Genomic DNA, 16,813 nt, shown 5'->3' with positions numbered 1-16,813 from the left:
ATGTCAACGATGACGTGTCATGCCGGCCCCATGCGGCGCGTGCTGATCATCGAGGACGACTGCGAGCTGCGCGAGGAACTGGTAGAGCTCGCGACGACACTCGGCGCGCGCGTGGTCGGTGCGCGCAATGGTGCGGAGGCAATGGCGGCGTGCACCGGTGAGATCGACGTCATCCTGTGTGATTACAAGCTCGGGATTGAGAATGGCCTGGATGTCTTGCGAGCGCTTCGCGAGGCGCAATGTTTCGATCCCGCGCGCGCCGCCATTTACCTGATGACGGGGCACCTCGATCTCACCTTTGCCGCGCGGCAGGAAATCGAGTCGGCGACGCGGGGATTATTTATGAAGCCATTGCGCCCCGCGGTCGTTCGCGGCATCATTCTCGACGGGCACATCACATCGGACCGTGATTGATGGTGGGAGAGGTCATCGACGCCGATCATCCGGCGCGTCGCCGCTGGCTGACGCTCGCCGCGGCGTTCGTGGTCGCGCTCGCCTTTTCCTCACTGCGCTTCGTCGCCGCGCCGGGGTTCGAATTCTACGCCGGTCCGGTCTTCTACATGCTGGCGTGGCGGTGGTTCGGATTGAAGCCCGCGCTCGTCGTCGCGGCGGCGGTGATGACGCCGACGTTCTTCTGGTGGGGGCATCCCGTCTCGATCGCGCTCGCGATCGGGCACGTGTTCGTCATCGATCGCTGGGCACGCGGTCGCCACAGCTTCTCCACGATCACGCTATTCTACCAGGGGCTGTTCGGCTCAGCGATCGGCGTGGTGTTCCTGTCGCTCACCTATGCCAGCCCGATCGAGGTGTCGGCGATCGTCATCGCGCGTAAGGTGCTGTGCGAGCTCGTGCTCGCGGGCGCGGCCGACGCGATCGTGCTCTTCTTCCGCTACGATCCGCGCCGCGTCCGCATCGTCCGCAACGAGCATCTGTCGCTCCAGTTCAGCATCGACGCGTTGGTGTCGAACGTCGTCGCGTGCGCCGCGGCCCTGTTCCTGCTCGGGCAGCTGAACGGCGTGACCGCGGCCGTCCAGTCGATCAACGAGCGCGTGTCGCACGATCTGGCCGACTGGCCGGGGCGGACGGACGCACCCGCGGGTCGATCCTATCCGCTGCGGATCAACGACGAGGGGCGGGTGACCCGTGTCTTCGTGGCGTCAGCCGCCACGTGGCGCACCGATGCGGGGCGGCTGGGGTGCGAACGGTTCGACACGGGCAGGCGGTCGAACACCAGCGACCGCAACACCTTCACCTATTGGCTGCACCTGTGCGTGACCGCGCCATTGCCGAGTGCGAGAGTCGCGATCGTCCCGATGCGGCCGATGGCGACGGCGATGTTCGGCGATATCGGCCGCCGCACCGCACCGCTGCTGCTGTTCCTGTTCGTCGCGCAGGTCGCCTTGATGGTGTTTCGCCGCGCGATCCAGCGATCGCTCGACGACTGGGTGGTCGCGATCGGCAAGTTCCGCGCGCGCGAGACGATCGACGTGCGGCCGACCCGCTTCGCCGAGACCGCGGAGCTCCAGGCGCTGTTCGCCACCGCGAGCAACGATTACCTCGAGGCGGAACACGAGCGTGCGCGGCTCGCGCGCGCGGTGACCGAGCTGCGCGCGACGATGGACCTGAAACTGTTCAGCGACGTCGTCTTCGATCCGGACGAATGCGCGTTGCGGTTCGTGAAGCTCGACCCGACGCTCGGCCGGCGCGACATCGTCATGCGCGTGACCAGTGCCGACCGCGCGGCGTTCCAGTCGGTCGGCGGGCAGAACGACATCATGGTCGAATTCCGCATGGCGAACAGCGACGGCGACGACTGGTACCTCCTGCTCGCGCACGATCATGACGCGCAGCTTGACGGGTGGCGCTACGGCTGCGTCATCCGGCTGCGCACCGCCAAGGCGTTCCAGACGCAGATGCGGCACAACGCGCGGCTGATGGAACTGGGCGGGATGGCCTCCGCGCTCAGCCACGAATTGCGCCAGCCGTTGTTCACGATCGCGCTGGCGGCGGAGAATGGCGGCACGCTGCTCGACCGCATGGGCGATGCCGTCCTGCCCGCCCGTCGCAAGTTCGACCGCATCGTCGAGCAGGTCGAGCGCGCGACCGCGATCATCCAGCGCACCTCGACCTACGCGCGGATCGAGCGCGACGAGCGCGAGCCGACCGACCTGCTCCAGACCGTCCAGAACGCCGCCCGCTTCATGCGCGCAGTGGTGCAGGAGCGCGACATCCATCTGTCGATTGTCACGCCCGAGGCGCTGCCGACGCTGATGCTGCCGCGCGTCGGGGTCGAGCAGATCCTCGTCAACGCGCTCCAGAACGCGGCCGACTCGATCGAGGCGGCGCGCGCGCTGCGGGTGTCGCCGGCGCCGCCCGACCGGATCACCGTCCGGGTCGAGGTCGGCGCCGACGCGATCGGCATCGCGATCGAGGATACCGGGGCGGGGCTCCACGCCGACATCGCGGACAGCGCGTTTCAGGCGTTCTCGACCACCAAACCTGCCGGAAAGGGGACGGGGCTGGGCCTGTTCGTCTGCCGCCAGATCATCGACGAGGTCGGCGGCACGATTACGCTCGCCGACAATGTCGCGAAACCGGGGGCCACGTTGCGGATGCAGTTTCCCAAACCATCGGCCGCGCTGGCGGCGGCGGCATGACCGAGCGCGGCGCGGTCTACATCGTCGACGACGACGCCAACCTCCGCTCCGAGCTGGCCGATGCGCTCGCCGCGCGCGGCTTCGCGGTGCGCGAATTCGCCGACGGGGCGGCGCTCATCGCCGACCACGCGACCTATCCGCCGGGCTGCATCGTCCTCGACCTCAACATGCCTGGCGTCGACGGGATGGAGGTGCAGCGCACGCTCGCGCGCGAGGGGAGCGTGCACAAGATCGTGATGCTGACAGGGGCGGGAACGATCTCCGCCGCGGTCGCCGCGCTGCACGGCGGGGCGGTCGACTTTCTCGAAAAGCCGCTGCGCGTCGACGATCTGGTCGCGGTGGTCGACCGCGCGTTGCAGCGGCAGCGCCACGAGCAGCACGAACGCGCGGGCCGCGCCGCCGCGATCGCGCGGCTCGATCGCCTGTCGGAGCGTGAGCACGACGTCTTCTCGGGCATCACGCTCGGGCTTCCCAATAAGATCATCGCCTACCGGCTCGGGCTCTCGGTCCGCACGGTCGAAACCTACCGCGCGAACGTCATGGACAAGCTCGGTGTGCGCAGCCTGTCCGACGCGGTCAAGCTCGGGCTCGAAGCCGGGCACGAGCCCAAGGGCGACATCGTCCGCATCAGATAACGTCGTGGTCATGCCGCGAGTGCGGCGGCATTGCCGTAGGCGAACCGCGCCGCGTCGTCCGCGCCGACCCCGGGCGAGATCAGGAAACCCTGGATCCGGTCGCACGACAGGGTGAGCAGCAGGTCGGCCTGCTCGCGTTCCTCGACGCCCTCGGCCACCACGTTGATGTTGAGCTGGTGCGCGAGGTCGATGACGCTTTTCACGATCACGCGGTCCTTGTGGTCGGCGCAGATCGCCTCGATGAAGCTCTTGTCGATCTTGACGCGCGAGATCGGCAGCTGGCGTAGGTGGGTCAATGATGCAAAGCCGGTGCCGAAATCGTCGAATGCGATCTGGATGCCGCGGCTGTGCAACCGGTCGATCGACTGCCGGACCGCGCGCGCGCCGCGATCGAGCAGCATGCCCTCCGTGATCTCGACGCACAGCTGGTCGCTGCGCAGGCGGCCGGCGTCGACCTCGGCGACGATCCGGTCGACGAAGGACGAGGCGCGGAAATCGCCCAGCGTCGCGTTGATCGCGATTGACTGGAACGGCACGCCCGCGTCGTTCCACCGCTTGATCTGGGAAAGGACCTTGCCGAGCACGAACGAACCGATCTCGGCCGCGGTGCGATCGTCGTCGAACACGTCGCCGAAACTCGCCGGGGTCTGCACCAGCTCGTCCGACCGCCGCCAGCGCAGCAGCGCCTCGAACGCGATCGGCTGGTGCGTGCCGATCGTGGTGATCGGCTGATAGACGACGAACATCTCCTGCGCGGTCAGCGCGCGCTGGATCGCGGCACGGGTGTTGGCGCGGCGTTCGGCCTCCTCGCCCATCTGCGGCGCGAACAACCGCGCGCAGCCGCGCCCGCCCCGCTTGGCGGCATACAAGGCCATGTCCGCCCGCTTGAGCAATTCCCCCGCGTCCGCTGCGTCGCTGGGGAACCGTGCCGCGCCGATGCTCGCCTGGATCGCGCTGCCGAATCCCTGCAGCGCCGGATCGGTCGCGATCGCGGCGTTGAGCGCCTCGAGCCGGCAGCGCGCGCGGTTGGGGTCGGTGTCGGCGCGCAGGATCACCGCGAACTCGTCCCCGCCGAGCCGGCCGAGCACGTCGCCCGGCTCCATCGCGTGCGAGACGCACGCCGCGACCGATTGTAGCAGCCGGTCGCCGATGTCGTGCCCGGCGCTGTCGTTCACCTCCTTGAAGTGATCGACGTCGAGGATGCCGAGCACGAAGGATTGATCCTCGGCGATCGCCTGGCCCAGCAGTTCGATGACGCGGCGGCGGTTCGGCAAGCCCGTCAGCGGATCGACGTTGGCGAGCCGCCACAGATGCTGCTCCGCCTCTTTCTGCGGCGTCACGTCGAAACGGATCGCGGTATAGCCCGACCCGTCGTTGTGCGGAACGATGGTCGTGTCGACCCAGTAGAGGTGCCCGCCCTTCGCGCGGTTGCAGATCACGCCGTGCCAGACCGCGCCGGCCGAGATCGTGCGGTACAGATCCTGAAAGAACGCACGGTCGTGCTGGCCGGATCGCACGATGCGGTGCGTCGCGCCGACGAGCTCGTGTTCGTCGTAGCCGCTGATCTCGCAGAAGCGCGCGTTGACCGAGGTGATGACGCCGCGCCGGTCGGTGACCGCGACGATGGCCGCGGCATCGAGCGCCTCGCGCTGGAAACGGGTAAGCTGCAACAGCTCGCGCAGACGATCGTCGTGCGCCGTCCGCGGCAGTGATTTATCAAGGCAAGACGTCTGATCAATCATCGCGCTCACTCGTCTGTTCGCGTTCCTTCCTCCTACCGTCTGGCTAACGAAACGTTGATGAGCGTAGAACTACGTGATCGTACATCTACGCTATCTCAGCACCGCGACGCTTTTGCTAAGTATCTATGATGATTGCGGAACGAGCGTCATCATGAAACCCCGTCAACCCCGTGTCGCGACCTTGATCGCGGCGCGGCTCAACAGCGACAACGGCTGGTCCGACGTGATCATCAAGAACATGTCGGCAAACGGCGCGATGCTCCAGTCCGCGTCGCCGCCCAGGCGCGGGACCTATGTCGAGCTGCGCAAGGGGGCCTCGGTCATCGTCGGCCGGACGATCTGGAGCGACGCGCAGCATTGCGGCATCCAGACGCAGGACCGGGTCCAGCTCGAGCAATGGCTGTCCTTGCCCGCGGGCGGCGCGGCGGCGGCATGGCCGAGCGGGAGCGTCGCCGGATCAGGCGGCAGACACCGGCGGCTGCGGCGATCGACGCGCGCGCGTTCGGCATCCTGTTCGAAAGTTTCGCCGTTTCGATCGCGATCATGTTCGTGTCGGCGCTGGGGATCGCGGCGGCGTATCATCGCATCCTGCCGGCGCTGACGCTGCTCCGCGTCAACCTGTGACGCGGGCGCACCCATAACGGCTTGTTCGATCCGCCGCGCGAACCCGATCGCACATCGGCCGTCGAGGAGGACCGTAGGCCCGCCAAGCTGGCCCCCCCAATCACCCGCTTAGCGGGCGAACGCGGTCGCCTCGAAGCGGATTGGCTTGCCCTGCGCACGCTCGCCGAGCTGATCCTCCCACATCGCCACCTGGCCGCGAACGATCGTGCCGATCGGCTTGCCGGTCAGTTCCATGCCGGTGAACGGCGACCAGCCGCTGCGCGAGGCGAGCCACTTGTCCTCGATCGTCCAGCGCTTCTTCAGGTCCACCACCGTGAAATCGGCGTCGTACCCTGCGACGATCCGCCCCTTGCCGACGATGCCGAAGATCCGCTGCGCCCCCGCACTCGTCAGCTCGATCACGCGCTGGAGCGTCAGGCGACCATTGGCGGCGTGGTCGAGCAGCAGCGGCAGAAGCGTCTGCACGCCGGGCATCCCGCTGGGCGACGCGGGGTAGGGCTTCGATTTCTCTTCCAGCGTGTGCGGTGCATGGTCGGAGCCGATCACGTCGGGCACGCCCTGATTGAGCCATTGCCACAACCCGTCGCGGTGCTTCCCCGATCGGATCGGCGGGTTCATCTGCGCGAGCGTGCCGAGCCGCGGATAGGCTTCCTCGCCCGCCAACGTCAGATGCTGCGGCGTTACCTCGCAGGTAGCGATGTCCTTGTTCTGCCCCAGCAGCTCGAGTTCCGCCGGCGTCGTGACGTGCAGCACGTGGATGCGCCGCCCCGCCGCGCGCGCCAGCCCCAGGATACGGCGGGTCGCGAGGATCGCGCTCTCGTCGTCGCGCCATACCGGGTGCGACGAGGCGTCGCCGGTCACGCGCTCGCCTTCGCGCGCGTTCATCCGGTCCTCGTCCTCGGCGTGGATCGCGACGCGGCGCGTGCCGTGGGCCAGCACCTGCGACAAGGTGGCGTCGTCGCTGACCAAAAGGTCGCCGGTCGACGCGCCCATGAAGATCTTGACCCCCGCAGTGCCCGGCATCCGCTCCAGCTCGGCGAGCGCAGCCGGGTTATGGTGCGTCGCCCCGACGTAGAAGGCGTGATCGCACCACATCCGGTCCTTCGCCCGCGCCAGCTTGTCGGCGATCGCCTCCGCGCTGTCGGTGTTGGGTTTCGTGTTGGGCATCTCGAACACGCCCGTCACGCCGCCCATCACCGCGGCGACGCTGCCGCTCTCCAGGTCCTCCTTGTAGACGAGGCCGGGTTCGCGGAAGTGGACCTGCGTGTCGATCACCCCCGGAAGGATGTCGAGCCCGGTGCAGTCGATCGTCCGTCCCGCGTCGCCGATGCTGCCGCCCGCGCTGCCGATCGCGACGATGCGCCCGCCGCTCACCGCGACGTCCGCCTGTACGGGGCCGCCGGGCGTATGGACGGTGCCGCCCGTCAGTTTCAGGTCACAGGTCGCCATCGCCAGCCCTTTCGTCGCGTGATGCGCCTCCCTAGCTTGGGGGCATGAGCGATGCCACCCCGAGCGACCCGCGACCGGGCACGACCCTGACCGATCGCGCCGTGCTGCGCGTGTCGGGGGAGGATGTGGCGGCGTTCCTCCAGGGGCTCGTCACCAACGACACGGCCCGGCTGCCCGCCTATGCCGCGCTGCTGACGCCGCAGGGCAAGGCGTTGTTCGACTTCATCATGTGGCCGGACGGCGACGACGTTCTGCTCGACGTCGAGGCGAGCGAGGCCGACGCGCTTGCCAGGCGTCTGTCGATCTATCGCCTGCGCCGCGCGATCACGATCGCGCGCGACGAGCGCGTGGCGGTGCATTGGTCGCTCGACGCCGTGGCGGGTGCCTTCCTCGACCCGCGACTCCCCGCGCTCGGCTATCGCTGGATCGCGCCGCCTGATGCCGCGGCCAAGGGTTATCACGCGCATCGCCTGTCGCTCGGCGTGACCGAGGGTGTCGCCGAACTCGGCTCGGGCGAGACGCTGTGGCTGGAGGCGAACGCGCGCGAACTGAACGGGGTCAGCTTCACCAAGGGCTGCTACGTCGGGCAGGAAAACACCGCGCGAATGCACCACCGCAGCAAGGTCAACCGCCGGCTGGCGGTCGCACCCGACGACGCGACCGACCCGAAGCGGCGCGTGGCCTACCCCGACCTGGGCGTGATGGTGACCGTCCGCCGTGCCGAGGAACTGGGTGACGCGGTCGTGCCGACGGGTGATCCGATCGGCTAGCCCCACCCGGCGGACGAATACTCGCCCGAGCGGAGGCGGTTTACTCCGCCGCTTCCAGCATCGCCCCACCTCCGCCATCGCCCTCGTCGACGTCGGGCGTGTCCTCAGCGTCGACGCCGCCTTCGAGCTCGGCCTCGTCCGCCGCCAGCGCATCGGCATCCTCGGGGTAGATGCCGAACCGCGCCGCCACGTCGGGGGCGAAGCGCAGCAGGTCCGGGCGCAGCTTCAGCAGACTGACGTCCTTCGACTTGCCCTCCATCATCACGTCGAACACGAGCCCTTCCGCCATCCGCATGAAGGTCGCGAACTCGAACGGGTTGGTGAAATCGGCGTGACCCGTCCAGATCGGCGGGCGCAGCACCGTCTTCACGCGCGCGTTCGCCTTGACCGGCGCCTTGGTCAGTTCGCCCTTCTTCGTCGTCTTGCCGCTCGCGCGCTGTTTGGCGGTGATCTTCTGTTTGATCTCGCGCATCTCGGTGCGCGGCGAGGAGAAATGCATCTTCGGACGCACCCCCTCGGGCCAGGTCGCCAGGAACTTCTCGAACGTCGCGCGCATGTCCAGCCGCTCGGGGTTCAGGCACCAGAAATGCTGGTAGTCGAACACGAGGCGCACCCCCGTCCGCTCGTGGATCCACAACGCGTCGGCGGCGGAGAAGCGGATGTCGTCATTCTCGAGCACCAGCCTGCGCCGGACGTGCTCGGGGCATTTCTCCCACCCCTCGATCCAGCGCGCACGGCTGGCGTCATGGTCGTCGTACACGCCGCCGACGTGCGTGATCATCACCGCCTCGTCGTCCAGCCCCATGCGGTCGAGCATCTCGGCCTGGCTCGACAGGTCCCAGATGCTCTTGGCCGTCAGTGCCGGATCGGGGCTGTTGAGCAGGACATATTGCGACGGGTGGAACGACAGCCGGATGTCGAGTTCGCGCGCTTTCTTGCCGAATGCGGCAAGCTCGGCGTCGCTCTCCGCCACCATGTTGTGGAACTGCGGCATGTCGGGGTGCGTTGCATATGGCGCGAGATCTGACGACAGCCGGTACATGTCGAGCTTTTCCTTCGCCAGATAGTCGAGGATCTTCGACACTTCCTCCAGCGAGCATTTGAGGTGCGGGTCCTTTTGCCACCGCCGCGTGTCGTTGCTCTTGAAGCCGGGCTTGCCCATCACCTTGACGGGAAAGCCGAGGCGCATCGGGCGGGCAGGGTCGGTCATCGTCGGAAATACTCGTGCTGATCGAACCGCCTAACGCGCCGACCGCGGCCCGCGTTGCGCGGATAAGCGGTACCCGTCCGACCCCACGGCATCTTTCCCCGACCCGCCGCACCGGGCACAAGGTGCATCATGACGCTTGCCCGCCGCTGCCTGTCCGCCATCCTCGCGCTCTCGCTGACGATGCCGTTCGCCACCCCTGTCGCGGCACAGCGCGAGGCCGATCCGCTCGCCGCGGTTGACCCGTTCATCGGGACGGGCGGGCAGGGGCACACCTTTCCCGGCGCGGTCGCCCCGTTCGGGATGGTGCAGCTTTCGCCCGACACCGACACGAGCTGCGTGGTGCGCGACTGCTACGCCCATGCCGCGGGCTATGTGTACGACGATCCGACGATCCAGGGTTTCTCGCACACGCATTTCTCGGGCGCGGGGCACAGCGATCTTGGCGACTTCCTGCTGATGCCCGCGACCGGCACCGAGGTTAAGCTGGAACCGGGCGACCCGAAGCAGCCCGGTTCGGGCTATCGCTCGCGTTTCAGCCACCGCAGCGAGCAGGCGACGCCGGGCTATTATTCGGTCCAACTCGACGATGCGCGCGTCCGCGCCGAACTCACCGCGGGCACCCGCGTCGGCGTCCACCGCTACACCTTCCGTTCGGGCGACGAGGCGCATCTGATCCTCGACCTGCGCTCCGGGCTCTACAATTACCCCGGCAAGACATTGTGGTCGTCGCTACGGCTCCGCCCAGACGGCACGATCACCGGCAGCCGCCAGACGCGCGGCTGGGCGCCCGACCGGCAGTTGTTCTTCGCGATGCGCTTCTCGCGTGCGATCACCAACCACGCCTTCGTCAGCACCGAGGCGGACGTGACCTACAAGGGGTTCCAGGGCCCGGGACGCGGCAGCGACCGCGTGATGGAACGCGCCGGGCGCGCGCTCGTCGGGCGGTTCGACTTCGGCAAGCTCGACAAGCCGCTGGAGGTCACCGTCGCGATCTCGAGCGTCGACGAGGACGGCGCGATTGCCAATTTACAGGCGGAGGGCGGCGGTTTCGACGCGGTGCGCAAGGCGACCACCGCGGCGTGGAAACAGGCGCTCGGCGTGCTCGACGTCGACGGGGACGCGTCGATGCGCAAGAACGTGATGACCGCGCTCTACCACAGCCTCCTCGCGCCGTCGGTGACGAGCGACGTTGACGGGCGCTGGCGCGGTCCCGACAATCAGGTCCACCGCGCGGAAGGATATACCCAGCGCTCGACCTTCTCGCTGTGGGATACGTTTCGCGCCGAACACCCGCTGCTGACGCTCGTCCAGCCCGCCGAGGTGAACGGGCAGATCATCCGCTCGCTGCTCGCGAGCCAGCAATATTCGCCCGACGGCATCCTCCCCGTGTGGCAGTTCCAGGGGCGCGAGACGTGGACGATGATCGGCTATCACGCCGTCCCGGTCATCGCCGACGCGTATCTGAAGGGTATCCGCGGGTTCGACGCGACGCAGGCGCTCGCCGCGATGATCAAGAGCGCGACCTACGCGCCCTATGGCGGGCTCGCCGACCTGCCGGTGCTCCATTACATCGCGATCGACCGCGAGCCCGAGGCGGCGTCGAAGACGGTCGAATATGCCTATGACGACTGGACGATCGCGCAGATGGCGCGCGCGATGAAGCGCGACGACGTCGCCACTTGGTTCGACGCGCGGTCGGGATACTGGCGCAACACCTTCGACCCGAAAACCGGCTTCGTCCGCGCGCGCAAGGCCGACGGCAGTTTCCGCGAACCGTTCGATCCCACCGCGATCAACTACGGCTCGGACTATACCGAAGGGAATGCGTGGCAATATTCCTGGTTCGTCCCGCAGGACCAGGCCGCGCTGTTCGAGGCGATGGGCGGCGATCAGGCCGCGGTGACCAAGCTCGACCAGATGTTCGATTTCGACAATTCGAAGCTCGATTACTCGCATGCCGAGGACATCGCCGGGCTGATCGGCCAGTACATCCACGGCAACGAGCCGAGCCACCACGTCGCCTATCTCTACGACCACGCCGGGGCGCCGTGGCGGACGCAGTACCGCCTGACCCAGATCGTCAATTCGCAGTACAAGCCGACCCCCGACGGGCTCGCGGGCAACGACGACCTGGGTCAGATGTCGGCCTGGCTCGTCTTTACCGCGCTCGGCTTCTATCCGGTGACGCCGGGCAGCCTCGAATATGCGATCGGTCGGCCGTTCCTGCGCCGCGCCGCGCTCGATCTTCCCAATGGCAAGCGCTTCACGGTGGTAGCCGACAATCTCGGCGTCTCGCGACCCTATGTCGGCGCGGTGATGCTGAACGGAAAGCCGCTCGAGCGCAGCTACCTGACGCATGACGAGATCATGGCGGGCGGCGAACTGCGCTTCGCGATGTCGGCCGAGCCGAACTATAAATGGGCGACCGATCGTCACGCACGACCCTTCTCCGCATCGGTGAAACGCTGAGTCGGCACCGTCCGGCGCGTCCTCGCGCGGCCGTAGCGGAACATTGAACCGCGCCGCCCTTTTACGCGGGCAATGAGCAGGAGCGTGTTCGCATGAAGATGGTGATGATCGGGCTGGGTCGCATGGGCGGCAACATGGCGCGGCGGCTGATGGACAAGGGGCACGAGATCGTCGCTTTCGACCGCGATCAGGATGCCGTCGCCAAACTGGTCGAGGCCGGCGCCGAAGCCGCGACGTCGGTCGACGACGCGCGCGCCAAGGCGGGATCGCCGGTCATCTGGTGGGTGATGGTCCCAGCGGGCGAGATCACTGAGGGCGTGATCGACAGCATCTGCGAGAATGCGGCCGAGGGCGAGATCGTCATCGACGGCGGCAATTCCTTCTACAAGGACGACATCCGCCGTGCCAAGGCGCTGGCGGAGAAGGGCGTGCACTACGTCGACGTCGGCACCTCGGGCGGCGTCTGGGGCCGCGAGCGCGGTTATTGCATGATGATCGGCGGCCCCGACGACATCGTGCGGCAGCTCGACCCGATCTTCTCGACGCTGGCGCCCGGCATCGGCACGATCGACCGGACGGCGGGGCGTGACGAGGGGAATTCCGACGCGCGCGCCGAGAACGGCTACATCCACGCCGGCCCCGCGGGCGCGGGGCATTTCGTCAAAATGGTCCACAACGGGATCGAGTACGGGCTGATGCAGGCCTATGCCGAAGGGTTCGACATCCTGAAGGGCAAGGCATCGGACAAGCTGCCCGAGGACCAGCGCTATGACCTCAACCTGACCGACATCGCCGAAGTGTGGCGGCGCGGCAGCGTAATTTCGTCGTGGCTGCTCGATCTGACCGCGATCGCGCTCGCGAAGGACGGGCAGCTGAGCGATTTCTCGGGCCATGTTGCCGATTCGGGCGAGGGGCGTTGGACGATCGACGCCGCGATGGAGGAAGCGGTCCCCGCCAACGTGCTGACCACCGCGTTGTTTGCGCGCTACCGCAGCCGCGTCGAGCATACGTTCGGCGACAAGGTGCTGTCGGCGATGCGATTCGGCTTCGGCGGCCACGTCGAGATGCCGCAATAATGCCGATCCGCCTTATGGTGTCCGACGTCGACGGCACGCTCGTCGACAAGGACAAGAAGCTGACCGACGCGACGATCGCCGCGGTAAAGCGCCTGCGCGACGCGGGCGTTGCATTCACGGTCATCAGCGCGCGGCCGATGTCGGGCATCCAGCCGCTGCTCGAACCCCTCGGGCTCGACGAGGATGTCGGCGCGTTCAACGGCGGGATCGTCTTTCGCCGCGACGGTACGATCGTCAGCCATCACACGATCGACGCGAACGTCGCGCGCGGCGTGATCGACATGGCGGCGGGCGAGGGGGTCGACACCTGGGTCTTCGCCGACGATCAGTGGTTCGCGACCGACGGTGACGGGCCGCACACCGCGAGCGAGCGGGTGAGTTCGAACCAGGAACCCGCCATCCGCGACGATTTCGCCGATTTGCTGGACCACGCCGACAAGATCACCTTCGTCAGCGACGACGCCGATCGTCTCCACGCGCTCTACGAACGCGCGCACGCGCAATACGGCGAGCAGGCGACGATCGCGCAGTCGCAAACCTACTACCTCGACGTCACCGCACTCGCCGCCAATAAGGGCGACGGCGTCGTCGCGCTCGCGCGGTCGAACGGCGTCGATCTCGCCGACACCGCGGTGATCGGCGACCAGCACAACGATCTGCCGATGCTCCGCCGTGCCGGGCTGCCGATCGCGATGGGCAACGCGCCCGACGACGTGAAGGCGGCTGCACGTAAAGTCACTCGCGCCAACGACGAGGATGGCGTAGCGCACGCCATCGAAACGATCATCCTGCCTACCCTGGAGACACCCAAGTGAAAGAACTCGTCGCCTTCGACCTCGACGGAACGCTCGCCGAGAGCAAGCAGGCGATCAAGGAAGACATGGGCGAGGCGCTGGCCGATCTGCTCCAGGTCGCGCACGTCGCCGTCATCTCGGGCGGCGACTGGCCGCAGTTCGACAAGCAGGTGGCGAGCCGTCTGCCCGCGCGCGCCGACCTGTCAAAGCTGTGGCTGATGCCGACGACGGGCACCAAGCTCTACACCCACCAGTCGGGTGAGTGGAAAGCGGTCTACGCCGAATTGTTCGACGACGAGACGAAGAAGAACATCATCGATTCGTTTAACAAGAGTCTCGAGGATACCGGGTTCAAGCCCGAAGAGACCTGGGGTGAGCGGATCGAGGATCGCGGCTCGCAGATTACCTTCTCCGCGCTCGGCCAGCAGGCGCCGGTCGAGGCGAAGGAGAAGTGGGATCCTGATTTCGCCAAGCGCAAGGTGATCCAGGCCGACCTCAAGAAGCGCCTGCCCGACCTGTCGATCAACATGGGTGGCGCGACCTCGATCGACATCACGCAGAAGGGCGTCGACAAGGCGTACGGCCTGAAGCGCCTGCGCGACGAGAGCGGGATCGCGCTCGACAAGATGATGTTCATCGGCGACGCGATCTTCCCCGGCGGTAACGATTATCCGGCCAAGGAGCTTGGCCTCGACACCGTTCGCGTCCGCGATCCGCACGACACGCTGTCGGTGATCGCGACGATCGTCGCCTGCCAGAAGTAAGGGCTGCTCGTCGTGGATGTCGCGGGGCTGTGGGCCCAGTTCATTGCGTGGATCGGCGACGGCACCGGCCTTCCCGACACGATTCTGCACATCCACGCGGGCATGGCGGTGCTGCTCGTCGCGCGGCTCGTCACCGGCCGTTCGCTCGGCACGCTGATCCCGCTCTCCGTCGTCGTCGCGGCGGAGGCGGGGAACGAGATCCTCGATCGGATGCACTACGGGTCGTGGCGCTGGTCGGATACGCTCGGCGACATCGGTAACACCCTGTTCTGGCCCGCGGTCATCTGTCTCGCGGTGCGGCTGCGCCCGATGGTCGCAAGCGACGTGGCGCGGCACAGCAGTGCACGCGCGTCGCTGGCTGATGCCAACGACGTACCGGTCGCGGCCGACTAATATTGAGGCTTGGCGGCGTCACGTTCCTCGTACGTGGCGACTTGGAACCCAGGCTCAACACATCATCTACGCCGAACCTAGCGGATCACCGCCCTCGCGCGGCCGGCGAGCCGCTCGACCGCGGCGGCGTGGATGCCGCGCGTGCTCGTCAACACGCCGAACGCCTGCGGCTGAGGCTTGTTGAATGACAAGGCGGCTCCGAGCGCATCAGTGACGCTCGCCCCCGATTCCTGCGCGATCAGTGCGGCGGCGGCGATGTCCCATTCGTTGCCCCAACGCATCGTCGCGACCAGATCGGCGCGGTCGTCGGCCACCATCGCCATGCGCAGCGCGATCGAATTCGGTTTCTCCACCGCGGTCAGATCACGGTCGACCTTGGGCAATGCATCGGCCGGTACGCGCGCGCCGATGATCTCGTCGCGGTTTCCGGCGTGTGCGGGAGCCCCGTTCAGCGTCGCGCCGCGCCCCGCGATCGCGCGCCATACCTCGCCGCGCGCCGGCGCATCCAGCACCGCGATCACCACGCGTCCGGCCTCCACCAGCGCGACCGATACGCACCAGCCGGCGCGGCCACGGACATAGTCGCGCGTCCCGTCAATCGGATCGACCACCCACACCTGCCTCGCCGACAGCCGCTCGGCGCTATCCGCGGTTTCTTCCGACAGCCAGCCCGCTTCAGGTATAAGCGCGCCGAGCCGCGCATGGAGCATCCGGTCGACGTCGAGATCGACCTCGCACACCGGACTGCCGTCGCTCTTTTCGGTGCGCGCAAAATCGGTGCGCCAGCGCGCCATCGCCATCGCCGCCGCCTCGCGCGTGGCAGCGGTCACCGCCTCGGCGAGCGCGGTCAGCTCGGCAGCGGCGTCGGTGTCAGCCACCCGCGACCGTCATTCCGTCGATCCGGATGGTGGGCACGTTGACGCCGTAGCGGAATGCGAGGTCGTTCGCGGGGACCAAGGCGCGGAACATGTCCTTTAGATTGCCCGCGATGGTGAACTCGGCGACCGGGCGCGTGATCTCGCCGTTCTCGATCAGGAACCCCGCCGCGCCGCGGCTATAGTCACCCGTCACCGGGTTGACGCCCTGACCGATCAGCTCGATGACGTAGACGCCGAGTGCGATGTCCTCAATCAGCGTCGCGACGGGTACGTGCCCCGCCTGCATAAACAGGTTGCTCGTCGTGACCCCCGGCGCGCCGTTGACGCCGCGCGCGGCGTGACCCGTCGGCTCGAGCCCCAGTTGCCGCGCCGACGCGCTGTCGAGCAGCCAGGTCTCGAGCATCCCGTTCTCGATGATCGAGCTCGGCGACACCGGCAGCCCCTCACCGTCGAACGGGCGCGAGCGCAGTCCGTGCGGGCGGTGCGGATCGTCGCAAATCGTCACGCCCGGCGCGAACACCTCGGTACCCATCGCGCCCTGCAGGAAGCTCGTCTTGCGCGTGATCGCCTGACCCGAGATCGCGCCGCTCAGATGGCCGAGCAGGCTCGATCCGACGCGCGGATCGAACACGACCGGCATCGCGCCGCTCGCCACCCGACCGGAATCGAGTCGCGCGACCGCGCGCTCGCCCGCCTGCCGCCCGATCTCGTGCGGGGGGTCGAGCCGGGCGCGGTGACGCGCGGAGTGGAACGCGTAGTCGCGCTGCATCGCGCCGCCGTCGCCCGCGATCACGCTCGCCGAGACGCTGTATCCGGTTGTCGCGTAGGCGCCGGCGAAGCCGTGGCTGGTAGCGAGCGCCCATACGCTCGACGACGCGCCCGCGCCACCGCCCTCGCTGTTCGTCACGCCGGGGACCGCGCGCGCGGCTTCCTCGGCCTGCAACGCCAGTTCGCGCAACTCGGCGGGCGTCACCGCGCCGTCGTCGGCGAGATCGAGCAGCGGCGCGGTGCCGTGCATCAACCGCTCGGCCGGCGCGAGCCCGGCCCACTGGTCCTCGGGCGCCTCGCGTGCCATCGCGACCGCGCGTTCGACCAAGGCGTCCATCGCTGCCGACGACAGGTCGGAGGTCGATACGCTCGCCGATCGTTGCCCGACGAAGACGCGCAGGCCCAGTTCCTCCGCCTCGGACCGGCCGACATCCTCCAGCTTGCCGAGCCGCACCGACACCTCGCTCGATGCATCGGCGGCGAATACCGCGTCGGCGGCGTCGGCACCCGCGGCGGTCGCGCGGCGAACGATATCCTGGGCGCGCTCCTGCGCCTGATCGGGGGTAAGCATAGGGGCGACTTAG

15 protein-coding genes and 1 pseudogene are annotated in these 16,813 nt (G+C 67.8%); 11 read left to right on the top strand and 5 right to left on the bottom strand.

Features of this window, described 5'->3' with window-relative positions:
* Nucleotides 1–9 precede the first annotated feature (9 nt).
* From KZ810_RS13730 to KZ810_RS13720, 3 genes are read left to right on the top strand one after another with little or no spacing between them, the layout of a single operon-like run.
* Complete coding sequence (locus KZ810_RS13730) at nucleotides 10–414, top strand: response regulator (RefSeq protein ID WP_219769677.1); 405 nt, start codon at nucleotides 10–12, stop codon at nucleotides 412–414.
* Nucleotides 414–2,657: a sensor histidine kinase gene (locus tag KZ810_RS13725; protein ID WP_219769676.1), complete on the top strand. Its 2,244-nt coding sequence runs from the start codon at nucleotides 414–416 to the stop codon at nucleotides 2,655–2,657. Before KZ810_RS13730 ends, KZ810_RS13725 begins: the two co-directional genes overlap by 1 nt.
* A complete protein-coding gene (locus KZ810_RS13720) occupies nucleotides 2,654–3,292 on the top strand; it encodes a response regulator transcription factor (protein ID WP_219769675.1) in 639 nt (212 codons plus the stop codon). Before KZ810_RS13725 ends, KZ810_RS13720 begins: the two co-directional genes overlap by 4 nt.
* Before the next feature lie 8 nt (nucleotides 3,293–3,300).
* On the opposite strand, the gene KZ810_RS13715 is transcribed toward KZ810_RS13720, so the two are convergent.
* Nucleotides 3,301–5,034 carry a putative bifunctional diguanylate cyclase/phosphodiesterase gene (locus tag KZ810_RS13715; RefSeq protein WP_219769674.1) on the bottom strand — a complete coding sequence of 578 codons (1,734 nt, stop codon included), beginning with the start codon at nucleotides 5,032–5,034 and terminating at the stop codon, nucleotides 3,301–3,303.
* Between the two features lie 151 nt (nucleotides 5,035–5,185).
* On the opposite strand from KZ810_RS13715, the pseudogene KZ810_RS17445 reads away from it, so the two are divergent.
* Together KZ810_RS17445 and KZ810_RS13710 are read left to right on the top strand one after the other, a co-directional pair.
* Nucleotides 5,186–5,395, top strand: a pseudogene (locus KZ810_RS17445) (PilZ domain-containing protein); the annotation flags it as partial.
* Nucleotides 5,396–5,430: 35 nt separating this feature from the next.
* On the top strand, nucleotides 5,431–5,658 hold the full coding sequence (locus KZ810_RS13710) for a hypothetical protein (RefSeq protein WP_219769673.1): 228 nt from the start codon (nucleotides 5,431–5,433) through the stop codon (nucleotides 5,656–5,658).
* 108 nt (nucleotides 5,659–5,766) lie between these two features.
* Here KZ810_RS13710 and KZ810_RS13705 read toward each other — a convergent pair whose 3' ends face one another.
* A complete protein-coding gene (locus KZ810_RS13705; protein WP_219769672.1) occupies nucleotides 5,767–7,107 on the bottom strand; it encodes a dihydroorotase in 1,341 nt (446 codons plus the stop codon).
* Between the two features lie 44 nt (nucleotides 7,108–7,151).
* Here KZ810_RS13705 and ygfZ point away from each other — a divergent pair, with 44 nt between their 5' ends.
* Complete coding sequence (ygfZ, locus tag KZ810_RS13700; protein ID WP_219769671.1) at nucleotides 7,152–7,877, top strand: CAF17-like 4Fe-4S cluster assembly/insertion protein YgfZ; 726 nt, start codon at nucleotides 7,152–7,154, stop codon at nucleotides 7,875–7,877.
* A gap of 40 nt (nucleotides 7,878–7,917) precedes the next feature.
* Here ygfZ and uvsE read toward each other — a convergent pair whose 3' ends face one another.
* Nucleotides 7,918–9,087 (bottom strand): UV DNA damage repair endonuclease UvsE, encoded by a 1,170-nt coding sequence (uvsE, locus tag KZ810_RS13695; RefSeq protein WP_258044909.1) that lies wholly within the window; start codon nucleotides 9,085–9,087, stop codon nucleotides 7,918–7,920.
* A 129-nt stretch (nucleotides 9,088–9,216) separates the two neighbouring features.
* On the opposite strand from uvsE, the gene KZ810_RS13690 reads away from it, so the two are divergent.
* From KZ810_RS13690 to KZ810_RS13670, 5 genes are all read left to right on the top strand, one after another.
* Nucleotides 9,217–11,556, top strand: coding sequence for a GH92 family glycosyl hydrolase (locus tag KZ810_RS13690; RefSeq protein ID WP_219769670.1), 2,340 nt, complete (start codon nucleotides 9,217–9,219; stop codon nucleotides 11,554–11,556).
* A gap of 92 nt (nucleotides 11,557–11,648) precedes the next feature.
* Nucleotides 11,649–12,632: a phosphogluconate dehydrogenase (NAD(+)-dependent, decarboxylating) gene (gene gnd, locus KZ810_RS13685; protein ID WP_219769669.1), complete on the top strand. Its 984-nt coding sequence runs from the start codon at nucleotides 11,649–11,651 to the stop codon at nucleotides 12,630–12,632.
* Nucleotides 12,632–13,447, top strand: coding sequence for a Cof-type HAD-IIB family hydrolase (locus KZ810_RS13680; RefSeq protein WP_219769668.1), 816 nt, complete (start codon nucleotides 12,632–12,634; stop codon nucleotides 13,445–13,447). The genes gnd and KZ810_RS13680 overlap by 1 nt, the downstream gene beginning before the upstream one ends.
* A complete protein-coding gene (locus tag KZ810_RS13675) occupies nucleotides 13,444–14,190 on the top strand; it encodes an HAD-IIB family hydrolase (RefSeq protein WP_219769667.1) in 747 nt (248 codons plus the stop codon). Before KZ810_RS13680 ends, KZ810_RS13675 begins: the two co-directional genes overlap by 4 nt.
* A 12-nt stretch (nucleotides 14,191–14,202) precedes the next feature.
* On the top strand, nucleotides 14,203–14,583 hold the full coding sequence (locus KZ810_RS13670) for a hypothetical protein (protein ID WP_219769666.1): 381 nt from the start codon (nucleotides 14,203–14,205) through the stop codon (nucleotides 14,581–14,583).
* Between the two features lie 77 nt (nucleotides 14,584–14,660).
* On the opposite strand, the gene KZ810_RS13665 is transcribed toward KZ810_RS13670, so the two are convergent.
* Nucleotides 14,661–15,461: a 3'(2'),5'-bisphosphate nucleotidase CysQ gene (locus KZ810_RS13665; RefSeq protein WP_308461557.1), complete on the bottom strand. Its 801-nt coding sequence runs from the start codon at nucleotides 15,459–15,461 to the stop codon at nucleotides 14,661–14,663.
* The gene (locus tag KZ810_RS13660) at nucleotides 15,454–16,800 is read right to left on the bottom strand and encodes a TldD/PmbA family protein (RefSeq protein ID WP_219769665.1); all 1,347 of its coding nucleotides are present in this window, start codon (nucleotides 16,798–16,800) and stop codon (nucleotides 15,454–15,456) included. Before KZ810_RS13660 ends, KZ810_RS13665 begins: the two co-directional genes overlap by 8 nt.
* Nucleotides 16,801–16,813 lie beyond the last annotated feature (13 nt).

This window comes from Sphingomonas citricola, from assembly GCF_019429535.1.
Classification (GTDB): Bacteria; Pseudomonadota; Alphaproteobacteria; order Sphingomonadales; family Sphingomonadaceae; genus Sphingomonas; species Sphingomonas citricola.
This window is presented reverse-complemented; position numbering and strand designations above follow the sequence as displayed.

Coding starts and splice junctions, on each gene's coding strand:
- KZ810_RS13725 (WP_219769676.1), top strand. CDS start 414: ATGGTGGGAGAGGTCATCGACGCCGATCATCCGGCGCGTCGCCGCTGG.
- KZ810_RS13720 (WP_219769675.1), top strand. CDS start 2,654: ATGACCGAGCGCGGCGCGGTCTACATCGTCGACGACGACGCCAACCTC.
- KZ810_RS13705 (WP_219769672.1), bottom strand. CDS start 7,107: ATGGCGACCTGTGACCTGAAACTGACGGGCGGCACCGTCCATACGCCC.
- gnd (WP_219769669.1), top strand. CDS start 11,649: ATGAAGATGGTGATGATCGGGCTGGGTCGCATGGGCGGCAACATGGCG.
- KZ810_RS13680 (WP_219769668.1), top strand. CDS start 12,632: ATGCCGATCCGCCTTATGGTGTCCGACGTCGACGGCACGCTCGTCGAC.
- uvsE (WP_258044909.1), bottom strand. CDS start 9,087: ATGACCGACCCTGCCCGCCCGATGCGCCTCGGCTTTCCCGTCAAGGTG.
- ygfZ (WP_219769671.1), top strand. CDS start 7,152: ATGAGCGATGCCACCCCGAGCGACCCGCGACCGGGCACGACCCTGACC.
- KZ810_RS13660 (WP_219769665.1), bottom strand. CDS start 16,800: ATGCTTACCCCCGATCAGGCGCAGGAGCGCGCCCAGGATATCGTTCGC.
- KZ810_RS13710 (WP_219769673.1), top strand. CDS start 5,431: ATGGCTGTCCTTGCCCGCGGGCGGCGCGGCGGCGGCATGGCCGAGCGG.
- KZ810_RS13690 (WP_219769670.1), top strand. CDS start 9,217: ATGACGCTTGCCCGCCGCTGCCTGTCCGCCATCCTCGCGCTCTCGCTG.
- KZ810_RS13715 (WP_219769674.1), bottom strand. CDS start 5,034: ATGATTGATCAGACGTCTTGCCTTGATAAATCACTGCCGCGGACGGCG.
- KZ810_RS13730 (WP_219769677.1), top strand. CDS start 10: ATGACGTGTCATGCCGGCCCCATGCGGCGCGTGCTGATCATCGAGGAC.